The following is a 12,585-nucleotide window of genomic DNA, read 5'->3' as shown; positions in this document are numbered from 1 at the left end:
CCCGCCCCCGTCGCTTCCTCCGGCGGCTATCGCGAACCACGGGCCCCGCAGGAAAGGCCCTCGACCGGCCGGGCCCGCATCACCGGTCCGGGGGCGTCTGCACGAACACCGGTCCGCCGCATGCGTGCTGGTGCCCCTTCAGTGCCATGTGTAATGTCACACGCCATGATGCGGACCTCTCGTACAACCCGCCGGGTGCCCAAGGGCGCGCTCGCCCTCCTCGGCACCGTCACCGCCCTCGCCGCCCTGCTCGGGCCCGGCGCGGGCCCGGCCGTCGCCGACGGCGGATGCCGCACCGACGTCACCGTGACACCGGACCAGGAACAGGCCCGGCTCTCCGACCCCCGCACCGCGGCGCTCGTGGACGGCGGCGGGTTCGGCGACTTCGTGCGCCGCTTCCCCGCCGCCCTGTGCACCGCCCGCACCGCCGCCGACGCTCAGCGCCTGCTCCGGGACTGGGGCGAGGCGCTGTGGACGTCGGCCGTCGACCGCGCCCAGGGCCGGCGCCCCGCAGGCACGCTGCCGGCCCGGGACGACCGTCCGCTGTACTGGACCCGGGTGGCGATGAGCCTCCAACTCGCGCAGTGGCAGCCCGGGTTCCCGGCCGACCGCGCCGCCCTGCGCCGCGGCTTCGAGGACGCCTCCCGGGGCCTGGTCGACAACGGCTTCCGGGGCACCCAGGGCATGCGCCGGTACTTCGTCAGCGGCTTCGATCCCTTCGGTCTGGACTCCGAACTCCGCGGGGCCAACCCCTCCGGCTCGGCCGCCCTGCAACTCGACGGCCGCCAGGTCACCCTGACCGACGGCAGCCGGGCCGAGATCCGTACGGTCGTCCTCCCGGTCCGCTACGCGGACTTCGACCAGGGGGTCGTGGACCGCGCCTTCGCCCCGCGCCTGGGCACCGGCCCGCGCGCGGCCGACCTGATCACCACGGTCAGCCAGGGCTATCCCGGCCTGTTCACCCTGGAGGCCTGGGCCGGCCGGGCCCGCTCGGCCGATCCCTACCCCGACAACCTCGACGCCCTCGGCGGCGGCAGCCCCGACCACCCCGCCGACCCGCCCGGCCTCGCCCCCGGCACCGAGTTCATCGCCACCAGCCTGCCGACCGCCGCCATGACCACCGTCCAGCAGCCCTACCCGGTCAAGCTCAACACCGACGTCACCGAGATCCCCGCCGGCGGCACGCAGCCCGTCCACCGCGAGGACGGCCCGACTCCGGGCTCACGCTCCGTCGAGGGCGGCGGCGGTGGATACCTCTCCAACGAAGTCGCCTACCGCTCCAACCTGCTCCGGCTCGCCCTGGCCCCGCAGATCCCCGGCGGCCACCTGCACACACCCGTGCTCACCGGCCTGCCGGCCGACCCCGCACAGCTGACCGCCCCCGACTTCGAGCACGCCGAGGCGGCCATCACCGGCGAGGTGCTGGACGTCCTGCGCCACACCACGGGCTGACCGAGGCCCGGCCGACCCGCTCGTACGAGCGCCGCCGCCAAGTCCATGCCGACGCCCCTGTCGGCCTGCTGGTGTGCCGTCAGCCGCAGGACCGTCAGCAGGCAGGGGACGGCCCCGCTGCGCAGCACGCCTCTGTCGCCGCTGCCCGGCGGGGCCGGGCCGAGGCGCTGGTCCCGGGCCCTCGTCGCGTGGAGCCCTGAGCCGAACTGGGCCAGCCCCTTGGGCATGTGCACTCCCCCTCGTCGGCGGCCGCTCCTCGCACCGCGCGAGGCGGGCGCCGCGTGGGCCGACACGATAGTCCGAGGGGCCGGCAGGTGGTGCGGGGCAGACGCGGGGCGGGGCATAGGGCGGGGCCGCCCGGCGTTCGGGCGGTCATGACCAAGATTCTGGTGATCGGTGCGAACGGCAGCGTGGGCCGGCACGTCGTGGCCTCGCTGGCCGAACGCGGGCACGACGTGCGGGCGTTGGTGCGAGACGTCTCGACGGCCGTGGTGCCTGCAGGGGTGGAGGCCGTGCAGGGTGACCTGGCCGCGCCGGAGAGCCTGGAGCATGCACTGGACGGCGGGGTGTCGGTCTACCTGATGTGGCCCGGGATCCCGGTGCAGCCGCGGGTCGTGGAGCTGATCGCGAAGCACGCCAAGCAGGTCGTCTACCTGTCGGCGGACGTGGCCGACCTCGCAGACGACGAACCGCCAGTGATCTTCCACCAGGAGATCGAGCGGCTCATCCGCACCTCCGGCCTGCGCTGGACCTTCGTCCGGGCGATCGACTTCGCGGGCAACGTACTCGGCTGGGCCGACCAGGTACGCCAGGGCGTCGTCCGCTGGCCGTACGGCGGGGCGCGCCGGTCCCTGGTCCACGAACGGGACATCGCGGACGTGGCGGTCGCCGCCCTCACCGAGCAGGGGCACGACGGCGCGAAGTACGTGGTCACCGGGCCCGAATCGCTCTCGCACGCCGAACTGGCACGGATCATCGGCGAGGAGACCGGCACCGGGGTGCGCTGGGAGGAGCTCGCACCGGAGACGGCCCGCGCCGAGCTCACCGCGGCCTGGGGGAACGCGGCGTTCGTCGAATCCCGGCTGCGGGCCTGGGAATCGTTCACCCGCGAGCCGGAACGCGTGACGGACGCCGTGCACCAGGTACTCGACCGCCCGGCGCGCAGCTTCCGTTCCTGGGTGCGGGACCACGTGGAGGACTTCCGGTAGGCGTCGCGTCCCGGAGTGGCGGCCGGGACGGCGGCGGTCGCCGGGCGCGGCCGCCTCGCAGCCGAGCGGCCGAGCGGCCGAGCGGCCGACGCGTGCTGCTCGGTGTCGTCCGGGGCAACGGGGTCTGTCGACCGGGGTGCCCCCGCTGTACGGGGCGGCGCGGAAATACGAGGCGGCCCGGTGGGGCCGACCGGAGGCGACGATGGTGGACAGGCGGGCGGCTGCCTCGGGTCTCACCCCGAGGCAGCCCGGTCACCCTGCGGCCCGGCCACCGTGCGGCCCGCTCGGCTCGCCCGGGTCTCTCCCGCCCCTAGAACATCGCCTTGGCGCAGTTGCCGGGGTTGGTGGACCAGAGTGTCTGGCTGAACCAGGTGAAGTCGGGCCGCTGGACTCCTACCACCATCCAGCAGCGCTGGCCGCGGCCGGCGACCATGACGTCGCGGCGCCCGCGGTCGTAGACGCCGTGGAGTTTTCCGTCCGCCCCCTTGTAGACGGTGTAGACGAAGAGGTTGCAGGTGCGCTCGCCCGAGCGGACGGCGGTGCCGACCCAGGTGGGCGTGTTCGAGATGAGGCCGCCGGTATAGCTGAACTTGGCCTCCACGCGGCAACCGCCCGAGTAGAAGTGCACGTCGAAGTTGTGGTTGGTGTTCCAGACGCCCTCGGGATATCCGGCTGCGCTCGCGGTGCTCACGTTCGCGAACGCCAGGCCGGCGGCCACTCCCACGGCCACGAGGACCTTCCGGGCGACTCCCATGCGCTTCGTGCTCATCACTGCCTCCGGCAGAAGGGATGGTGCACATCACGGACACGTCGATGATGTGGCTCAACTCACCCATAAATGAAGGGATTTGAGCGAGATATGAGCCTGGGATGCCACCTGCTCGGCCCGACCGCCCACTTCTCCTTCACCCGGTGACCGCGTTGGCGAAGCAGTGGGCCGTGTTCCGTTCTCCCCGTCCAGCCTGGCTTCGGTGTTGCCGTCGGTCCTGATTCCGGGTCAGACTTCCTGGTGCAACCGCCCGTCGACGGGTACGGCCTGTTTCCGGGCGGGCGGCTGGCCTACGGAGGGGAGCCCGTACGACGTGCCGTTCTTCAAGCGCAAGGCCAAGGCCGAGAGCAACAGCAGCAACTGGCAGGACCACCCGGCGGCTCGGCTGCAGGTGGGGATGACCAGGGACCGGTTGGTCGAGATCCTCGGCCCGCCGACCAAGTCCATCGGCGGGGAGGAACTCCTCGGTGGCTACGGGTCCGTCAGCGGATCGGCCCGGGCTGTCGACAGCGTGTCGAGCAGCGAGTACATGATCTTCGAAGCCACGCCGAGCGGATACGAGACCTGGGTGGTTCTCCAGCGTGGTGCAGTCGTCAGCGCGCAGATCAAGACGTCCGGCACGCCGCGCGAGGTCGTCCTGGAGGTCGGGGAGCCCATCTAGCCGGCCGAAGCGTCGGGCTGCTGGAAGGCCCGGGAAATTTCTTCTCACCGGACCGATGAGTTCGGATGGTGGCGGCGGTCAAACCTGGGAAAGCAACGACAGCCGCACCGGGGAGACCTGAAATGTCCAGCACTGCCACCACCGCCACCGCCACCGCCACCGCCGTGAAGTCCGGCAGGGCCACCGTCCGCTTGGTCTGGACGCTGCGGATCCTGCTCGCGCTCTTCTTCGCCCTGGCCAGCGCGCTGCCCAAGCTGCTCGCGCTCCCCGCCGCCACCACCGTCTTCGACGCCATCGGCTGGGGCCACTGGTTCATGTACCTGACCGGGCTGGTGGAGCTCGCCGGGGCGATCGGCCTGCTGGTCGGGCGGCTGGCCGGGCCGGCCGCGGCGGCGCTCATCGTCTTCCTGGCGTTCGCGTTCCTCACCCAGCTCACCGCGATGCACGGGGAGAACGCCGGGACCCCGTTCATCTTCATGGTGCCGCTGGCCGTCATCGCCTGGAACCGGCGCACCGAGACGGCCGAACTGCTCGGCCTGCGGCGTTGACCGGATGCTCGCAGGACCCGCCGGCACGGGCACGGCGTCGCGGCGCACTACCGGCGCTCTGGCCGGTCGCCCATGACGACCTGCTCATCGCCGGCGGCATGGCCAAGGCCAAGGTCGCCGAAGTGTTCCTGGTGGTGGCCTTGCCGTGGTGTTCGCAGCGCAGCGAGGACACCGACCACCACCGCCGTCCGCGCGGGTGGGGTCCCGGTGCGGGAGCCCCGTGCGGCCGTCACTTCTGGAAGGGGCTCAGTTCCCAGGCTTTGCCGCCGGCCGGGTAGCTGTACAGCGGTCGGCCCTTGACCGCGCTGGTGCGGAACGGCGCGCCGTTGGCCAGGCCGATGGGCAGTGTGCCCGTCCGGTTGCCGCTGGACCACTCCAGTTCCAGGTACCAGCTGACGTCGTGGGAGGTGGTCTCGGCGGTGACCTCGATGACCTCCGGGTCCCGTTCGCTCACCTTGAGCGGCAGGCCGGTGCTGCCCCCGGTCAGGACCGGACGGGGGCGGGCCGCGTCCAGGTCGAGGTCGTAGGAGTGGACGTCCATTCCGCCGCCGCAGCCCTGGCCCATGGAGTAGGCGTTCCAGGCCAGCGGGGCCGCCGTCCGGGCGACGCGGACGTTGAGGGCGGTCAGCACCACGGTGTCGCCGCCGGTGCCCTGCACGGTGAGCTCGATCGACTGGTAGTGGCCGGGGACCGCACCGACCTCGGAGGCCCAGGCGGGGACGTCCGCCACCGCGGGCGGCCGGGGGACTTCCGACGGCGGACGGTCGACCACGTACTGGTCGCACTCGGCGTCCCGGAGGGACGGGCGGACCGTGACGGTGATCGGGGCGCTCGCACCCTGGTCCGCGGTGCCGACAGGCCCCGCCGGGGCGGGAGCGGACACGGGGTCACCGTCCCTGCGGGTCTTGAGATCGGTGGCGACGGCGCCGATGGTGGCGAGCACGACGATTGCCGTCACGGCCGCGAGTACGCTCCGGCGCGAACGCCTGCGCGGCGGCACTGCGGGGGTGAGCGCCGGGCCGGCCGTCTCGTCCTCTGTGACGCTTCCCGCGGCCGGTTGCGGTGTCGCTTCCGGCGTCGGCGCCGGTGCCGGTGCCGGTGCCGGTGCCGCCGCGGCGGGGGCGGACGCCTGCCGGTTGCCCCGCGCCTCGTGGGCGATGCCCCACAGCCGGTAGAGCTCGGTGCGCTCCTCCGGGGTCGCCCCGCACAGCCGCGCAAGGCGCTCCAGCGGGACGAACTCCGCCGGCATCACGTCGCCGTTGCAGTAGCGGTGCAGGGCCGACGTGCTCACGTGCAGCCGCTTCGCCAGCACGCCGTAACTGAGGCCCGAACGGCTCTTCAGCTCCTGGAGCAGCCGCGCTGCCCCGTCCGCCTCCCTCAACTCCCCGGTCCCTTCTGGCACTGATCCTCCACCCCGTTCCTGAACCCCCACGGTGATCGCGCCCCCCGGCAGCGGCCGTCGCCGGAGCCGGATCACCTGGACGCGGACCGGCGGCATCGGCATTGGCATCGGCCGCGCCGTCCCGGCGCCCGCGAGCGCGTCCCAGGAAGGTTACGTCTTCCCAGCTCAAACAGGGTAGAAGCGTCCCCGCGTCCCTGATCGTCGGCCCACCGTTGCAGCCGGGACGAATCGGCGCACAAGCTGGCGGCGAACACCGAGAGGGAGCAACTGTGAGCACTGTTCGGGCGGCCCGGGCCGCTATACGCACCAACGTCGTCTTCCACCGCGGGGCGGTGGCACTGGCGATGGGCGGGATCCTGCTGATGTCCTCGGCCTGCGGCGACGGCCAAAACAAGAGCGCTGACACCGCCGCCTCCGGCGCACCCTCAGGCACCCCCGGCGACACCCCCTCAGGCACCCCCGGCGAGGCGGCCGGCGCGGCGACGCCGAGGACGTCGACCGCGGTGCTGGACGTGGAGCCGAAGGACGGGGCCCAGGCGGTCGCACCGACCGCGCTCCACGTGAGCGTCTCCCACGGCACGCTCACCGCCGTCGCCGTGACCGACAAGGACGGCAAGCCCGTCCAGGGCTCGATCACCCCGGACGGCACCGGCTGGAAGCCCGCCGCCGCGCTCGCCCCCGGCACGGCGTACACGGTGAACGCCCAGGCGAAGGACGCCGACGGCCTGGTCTCCGCGGCCACCAGCGCCTTCACCACCGTCTCCCCCGGCAAGCGGGTGTCCAGCAACGACAACATCGCCGACGGCCAGACCTACGGCGTGGGCATGATCGTCAAGGTGGACTTCGGCAGCAGGATCGTGAACAAGGACGCCGTCGCCAAGGCCATCACCTTCGAGACGGACGACGGCACCGAGGTGAAGGGCCACTGGTTCGGCGACGACCGGATCGACTTCCGCCCGGCGCAGTTCTGGAAGCCGAACACCAAGGTCACCATCCACTACCGGCTGAAGAACGTCGAGGTCGCCCCCGGTGTCTGGGGCGACGTCGACAAGGACGAGCCGTTCGTCATCGGCCGCTCCCAGGTCTCCACCGCGGACGCCGCCACGCACCTGTTGACGATCGTGCGGGACGGCCGGACCACCACCGTGCCCGCCACCCTCGGCGACGACAAGCACCCCTCCTGGGGCGGAACCATGGTCGTCATGTCCAAGGAGAAGGTCACCCACATGAACTCCCAGACCGTCGGCATGGGCAACGAGTACGACATCCCCGACGCCCCGCACGCGATGCGGCTGACCAGGAGCGGCACCTACCTCCACGGGAACTACTGGTACAAGGGCGACCCGTTCGGCAAGGAAAACACCAGCCACGGCTGCGTCGCGCTCAAGGACGTGGAGGGCGGCAGCGACACCTCCCCGGCCGGGTCGTTCTTCAACAGCTCGCTGATCGGCGACGTCGTCAAGGTCGTGAACACCAAGGAGAAGACCGTCGCCCCCGACAACGGCCTCGGCGGCTGGAACCTGGCCGACTGGTAGCACCCGCCCGCCGGCGTGAGTCCCCGTCGGGGCAGCGGGGCGGCTCCCGGCCGCCTCGCCGGTCGGTGTGTCCGAACGGGCGGGCATACTGGCGCCGTGCCGACCGCCGAAGACCCCCACCAGCACCCGTCCCGCGAGCCGGAGCCGGCCGAGCCGGGCCGGGCGACACCCGATCCGTTCGAGGGGCTCGTCCTGGACGAGCGTTTCGTCAAGGACGCCGCCGTCAAGGAGCCGACCGCCCGGACCCGGATGCTCGCCGCGCGGTGGCGGCAGGAGCCGCCGGTGGATCCGGGAGGCCGCCGCTGGACGCCCGGGGCCGCCTCCGGCACGGCCCGCTCGCGGTGGTTGCGGCCCGGACGGCGGCGCACCGTGCTGATCGCGGTCGCCGCGTTCGCGGCGCTGGTGGCCGTCGCGGTCGGGACGGACCCGGCCGGTCTGCTGAACGGGGGCGGCCCGGTGGCGCGCCACCCGCGGGCCGTGCCCGCCTCGCCCCGGCCGGCCGCGGACGTCGCGCTGCCCGGCGGCGGGGTCTCCGACGGCACCAGGTGCGGCGCCAAGGGCTTCCACCACTTCGAGCCGGCGCCCGGATCCTTCACCTTCGCCGGGTCACTGGCGGACGCCCCACCGCCGGGACCGCAACTCGCCCTCGGCTCCTACGGGTTCTCACGGGACGCGGCGAACGACCCCGGGCGCTTCACCATCGGTCTGGACCTCGCACCGGGCCCCGGCGGCAACGCACTGGACCTGTCCGCGCCGCTCGGTCAGCAGGGCGTGGCGGTGGAGATCGAGGGCCCGGACGGCCTGGTCGGCGGGGCCCACGGACTCCCGCTCACACACGACGGCGACGCCCCGCCGGGTGACGCCCCGTCGGGTGACGCCCCGTCGGGTGACGCCCCGTCCGGCGCGGGCGGCACCGTCCACGTCGGACCGGAGAGCGGCGCGTCCGTCCGGGTGAGCCTCCCGGCCGCGGCCCTGTGCCCGGGCTTCGACGGCTTCGCCGTCCAGCAACGCCTGGTCGCACCGACCGACTCGCACAACACCATCACCGGCCAGCCGTACTACCGGCTCACGGTCTCCATCTCCGATCCGGCGATCGGCGCGCTGCGGCGCCAGGCGGGCTCGACGGTGCCGGGCGACGTGCTGGCGACCGACAACCGGATCCCCCGCTGACCGGAGTTACCCGAGGAAGGTCCCGACGACGCCCGGCGGGAACGGCGAAGGGGCGGCCCGGGCTCGGGCCGCCCCGACGCGGTGCTGCCACCGGTCACGGGAGCCGCTGGCCCGGACGCACCCGCCGGCCGCAGCGCCAGGAGGTCACGGGCACTGCTTCCAGGCCAGGTGGTACACGGTTTTGATCCCGCCGGCCGTCGAGTCCATCCCCAGGAAGCTGGTGGCGCCCGGGCTCGACGTGCCGGGATCGACCTGCAGTTCGGTGTCGATGCCGAGGCTGCGTTCCTCCCCGCAGGGGGCGAAGACCAGGGCGGCGGTGTCCACGGTGTCGGTCACCTGCCAGTCGTTGTTGAATCCGCCCTTGAAGTGATGGGTCTTGTGGATGGTGCGGGGGTCGCCCTGGAAGTGGTAGCCGGCCCGCATGGTCCCGGACGCGCCCGGCGCCAGTGACGCGAAGCCGCTGTAGCCGGCGGACACGATCGCGTAGGTGGAACCACCGGGGACGTGCACGAGCAGGTTGAGCTGACAGTCCTTCCGGAAGTCGGTCGGCGCCGACCCGGGTCCCACCTGGGCCATGTAGTTGCTGTAGGTGACGGTGAAGGCGGTGTTGTCGGGGGACACGGCCACGGCGGCCGTCCCCGCCGAGCAGCCGGAACCGGCGGCCGCCACGCTGTCGATGACGATCCGGTCCGGCGGCGGGGGCGGAGGCGGAGGCTGGCTGCCGCCGAGAGCCGACGAACCGAACAATGATGTAGCGACACCGGTCGCGGCCAGCACGCGGAGCACCATGGGCTTCCCTTCGATCGTCCACGGATCCGGGGCGGGCACGGCTTTCCGGGCCCGCCCCCGGACTTCACGTCGGCATCGCACCACACGTTGCACGCCCGAGCACGGAAGGTGACGCCCCGGTCACTCAGACGGCCTTCAGGGTGGAGGTCGCATGACATGGCAGGCTCGGAAGCAACCCCGGAGGCAGCCGGCCGCGGTGATGCGCCGCCGTCGGCCCGGACGGTGCCGCCGCCGTCGGCCCGGACCGTGCCGCCGCGGCCGAACCTGCCGGTGGCGGCCTCAGACCAGGCGCCAGAGGTGGTCCGGCGTCCCGTTGTCGGTCCACTGCGTCACCTGGGCGCCGTCGGTGAGGCTCTGGTCCTGGACGGCCAGGAGCTTGCCGCTGTGGACGTTGACGATCTTCGACCAGCCATTGCCGGCATCGAGCAGGCGCCAGAGGTGGTCCGGGGTGCCGTTGTCGTGGTACTGGCGGACGAAGGCGCCGTCGGTGAGGCTCTGGTCCTTGACCGCGAGCAGCTTGCCGGTGGCACGGTTGTAGATCTTCACCGTGCCGTCGCCGTTGTCGACGACCGTCCACAGGTGGTCCGGGGTGCCGTTGTCCGACCACTGGGTGACGTTGGCGTTGTCCAGCAGGGACTGGTCGGAGACGGCCAGCAGCTTGCCCGAGCGCTGGTTCTGGATCCGGTGCCAGGAGACCGTGGAGCCCGTCCGCGGTGCCACCAGGGCGAAGATCCCGCCGACCACCGGGCGGGCCTGGAACGGTTTGGTGGCACCGGTCGTGGCGTCGTACCAGTCGCCGAAGGGGACGCGCCCGGTGCCGGCGTTGACGAAGGTGTGGACGCCGTTGACGAGGGTGTCGCGGACGGTGCCCTGGTCGCGCAGCCAGGCGGCCGTCCACAGCTCCCAGTCGGCCTTGGTGTAGCCGTTGCCGTCCAGCACCACGCCGAAGCCGGCGGCGTTCGCCTGGTACCAGGCGGCCTCCTGGGCCGCGACGCCGGCCGGGACGAGGTCCAGGCCCAGCAACTGGTCGGCGAAGCCGTTGTACTTGAGGCTCCAGGTGTTCGCCGAGCCGTACGCCAGGTCCAGGTGGGCCGCGCCCGGGTCCTGGGCCGAGGTCAGCCACTGGCTGATGTAGCCGCGCGCGGTGGCCGCGTAGCGTGCCCGGTCGGCGTCGTTGCCCGCGAAGCCCGCCACGACGCCCATGGCGCCGATCGCGATGATGCCCTTGAGCGCGAGGTTGGCGTTGTGCGCGACGGGGCCGGAGAAGTCGTCGGTGGACAGCTGGCTGCCGGGGTCCAGCGCGTTGCCGACCAGGTAGTCGGCCCACTGCTTGAGGACGGCGTAGTGCGCCTGTGCGAACGAGGCCGCGTCGGCCGCGGCCAGGCGTTGCAGCAGCGCTGCCGTCATGATCAGCATGTTGGCCGACTCCTCGACCGGCATGTCCTCCTCGACGCCGTCGTTGTGGCCGGCCGCGTTCGGGTAGTGGGTGCCCAGGTCGTGCACGGCGAAGCCCTTGGGCCAGCCGCCGTGTTCGCAGTAGGCGAGGATCGGGGTCAGGAGCAGCTGCAGGTAGCTCGGTGAGAGGTAGAGGAAGAGCGGCAGCGCCGGGTAGACCACGTCGATGGTCGAGACGTTGCCGTCGGAGGAGATCTCCTTGAGGAAGGCCCAGGGCGCCCCGTCGTAGCCGGCCAGTTCGGTGCCGGCCACCGCCTGGCGCAGCGCCAGGGCGCACAGCGCCGCGTAGTCCGTGCCCAGGGCCCCGCCGCCGACCGCCGCGCTCGCGTCGTTCCGGATCCGGGCGTCCAGCGCCGTACCGGCGAGGAGCGCCGCGCCGTAGTCGGCCAGGAACCAGTCGGCCATGTCCGGCCAGCCGTTCCAGTACGCCCGCCACCACGGGTCCAGGTTGCCGCCGAGGTAGCTCAGTGCGGGCCCGCGGACGTGGCCGACGGCCACCACGAACTCCGCCGACGCGGTGGCGCCCACCGGGCCCAGGTCGCGGCACAGGCCCAGCACCGGCCAGGAGTCGTCGATCGCCCGGGGCTGGTTGGGATCCGAGGTGCCGGCCAGGGTCCCGTTCGAGGCGGCCGCGCTGCGCACCGCGGTGTCCGCACCGATCTGCCACGTCGTGCCCGGGGCGGCGGGCGTGGCGAGGACCACCGTGCCCCAGGACGCCTGGTCGCCGTGCTCGGCGAGGACGGTGGGGTTGGCGGGGGTGACGGTGAGCGCCAGGTTGCCGCCGGTGGTCCGCTGCTGGGACCAGGTCACCGGCTGGGTGATGTCGCCGTGTGCCCACTCCCCCGAGATGTCCAGGTGGAGCTGGACGGTGTGGCTCTGGCCGTCGTCGGCCACGGCCCGCATCGACACGTAGCTGAACGGGACGCACTGGCGCTGCAGGTCGTTCAGGTCGACCGGGGAGAAGAACGTCACGGTCAGCGTGACGCCGCCGGCGGTGAAGGTGTAGATCGAGCGGGTGGCGGTGAGTTGGAGCGAGGTCTGGGTCATGGTGGCGCCGACCACCGACTGCGGCGGGTTGCCGGCGAAGAGGTGGCCGGTGCCGTCGATCCGGGCGATTCCGCAGAACGCCGTGACGTGCCCGTTCCAGAAGGTGGACCAGGTGCCCGCCAGGTTGTCGCCCGCCTGCCAGGTGTTGAGGTAGGGCGAGCGGACGGCCAGCGGCGTGGCCGGGGGGCGCAGCGGGGTGAAGGCGGTGGAGGCGGTGGAGGGCTGCGCGCGGGCGGCGGCGGGGGCGGCGGTGAGGGCGCCGAGCGGTCCGGCGGCGGCCAGGGCGGCGGCGCCGGCGCCGATCAGCAGGGCGCGGCGGGACGGGTGGTGGGCTGGGGTGGTGGCCTCGGTGTCCGACATCCCGTCGGCTCCCTTCGAAGGTGGTCGGGGCGTGGGGTGGGCGTGGGTTGGGCGTGGTCGGGGGTGTGACGTGTGGTGGACGCGTGGACGTGCGGACGTGCGGACGTGCGGACGTGCGGACGTGCGGACGTGCGGACGTGCGGACGTGCGGACGTGCGGACGTGCGGACGTGCGGACGTGCGGACGTGC

The 12,585-nt window shown here is 72.9% G+C and carries 10 protein-coding genes; 6 read left to right on the top strand and 4 right to left on the bottom strand.

Features of this window, described 5'->3' with window-relative positions; translation table 11 throughout:
* Nucleotides 1–195 precede the first annotated feature (195 nt).
* Entirely contained in the window at nucleotides 196–1,452 is a 1,257-nt protein-coding gene (locus tag ACFVU9_RS42630) for a pyroglutamyl peptidase (protein WP_387602975.1), read from the top strand.
* Between the two features lie 374 nt (nucleotides 1,453–1,826).
* Nucleotides 1,827–2,660, top strand: a complete 834-nt coding sequence (locus ACFVU9_RS42625; RefSeq protein ID WP_387602973.1) for an NmrA family NAD(P)-binding protein — start codon at nucleotides 1,827–1,829, stop codon at nucleotides 2,658–2,660.
* Between the two features lie 310 nt (nucleotides 2,661–2,970).
* Here the strand turns inward: ACFVU9_RS42625 and ACFVU9_RS42620 are convergent, their stop codons facing one another.
* Entirely contained in the window at nucleotides 2,971–3,429 is a 459-nt protein-coding gene (locus ACFVU9_RS42620) for a hypothetical protein (RefSeq protein ID WP_387602970.1), read from the bottom strand.
* A gap of 313 nt (nucleotides 3,430–3,742) precedes the next feature.
* Between ACFVU9_RS42620 and ACFVU9_RS42615 the strand changes: the two genes are divergently transcribed.
* Together ACFVU9_RS42615 and ACFVU9_RS42610 are read left to right on the top strand one after the other, a co-directional pair.
* Complete coding sequence (locus ACFVU9_RS42615; protein WP_380449111.1) at nucleotides 3,743–4,090, top strand: hypothetical protein; 348 nt, start codon at nucleotides 3,743–3,745, stop codon at nucleotides 4,088–4,090.
* 122 nt (nucleotides 4,091–4,212) lie between these two features.
* Nucleotides 4,213–4,638: a DoxX family protein gene (locus tag ACFVU9_RS42610; protein ID WP_387602966.1), complete on the top strand. Its 426-nt coding sequence runs from the start codon at nucleotides 4,213–4,215 to the stop codon at nucleotides 4,636–4,638.
* Between the two features lie 229 nt (nucleotides 4,639–4,867).
* Here ACFVU9_RS42610 and ACFVU9_RS42605 read toward each other — a convergent pair whose 3' ends face one another.
* A complete protein-coding gene (locus ACFVU9_RS42605; protein WP_387602963.1) occupies nucleotides 4,868–6,040 on the bottom strand; it encodes a helix-turn-helix domain-containing protein in 1,173 nt (390 codons plus the stop codon).
* Between the two features lie 332 nt (nucleotides 6,041–6,372).
* Here ACFVU9_RS42605 and ACFVU9_RS42600 point away from each other — a divergent pair, with 332 nt between their 5' ends.
* The gene (locus ACFVU9_RS42600) at nucleotides 6,373–7,575 is read left to right on the top strand and encodes an Ig-like domain-containing protein (protein WP_387602960.1); all 1,203 of its coding nucleotides are present in this window, start codon (nucleotides 6,373–6,375) and stop codon (nucleotides 7,573–7,575) included.
* 96 nt (nucleotides 7,576–7,671) lie between these two features.
* Nucleotides 7,672–8,745, top strand: a complete 1,074-nt coding sequence (locus ACFVU9_RS42595) for a hypothetical protein (RefSeq protein ID WP_387602957.1) — start codon at nucleotides 7,672–7,674, stop codon at nucleotides 8,743–8,745.
* Between the two features lie 144 nt (nucleotides 8,746–8,889).
* Here ACFVU9_RS42595 and ACFVU9_RS42590 read toward each other — a convergent pair whose 3' ends face one another.
* Together ACFVU9_RS42590 and ACFVU9_RS42585 are read right to left on the bottom strand one after the other, a co-directional pair.
* Nucleotides 8,890–9,534 carry a DUF4360 domain-containing protein gene (locus ACFVU9_RS42590; RefSeq protein WP_387602954.1) on the bottom strand — a complete coding sequence of 215 codons (645 nt, stop codon included), beginning with the start codon at nucleotides 9,532–9,534 and terminating at the stop codon, nucleotides 8,890–8,892.
* Between the two features lie 279 nt (nucleotides 9,535–9,813).
* The gene (locus ACFVU9_RS42585) at nucleotides 9,814–12,396 is read right to left on the bottom strand and encodes a glutaminase domain-containing protein (RefSeq protein ID WP_387602951.1); all 2,583 of its coding nucleotides are present in this window, start codon (nucleotides 12,394–12,396) and stop codon (nucleotides 9,814–9,816) included.
* Nucleotides 12,397–12,585 lie beyond the last annotated feature (189 nt).

This window comes from Kitasatospora sp. NPDC057936 (assembly GCF_042887525.1).
Classification (GTDB): Bacteria; Actinomycetota; Actinomycetes; order Streptomycetales; family Streptomycetaceae; genus Kitasatospora.
The sequence above is the reverse complement of the archived record's forward strand: the minus strand, read 5'-3'. Positions and strand labels throughout refer to the sequence as shown.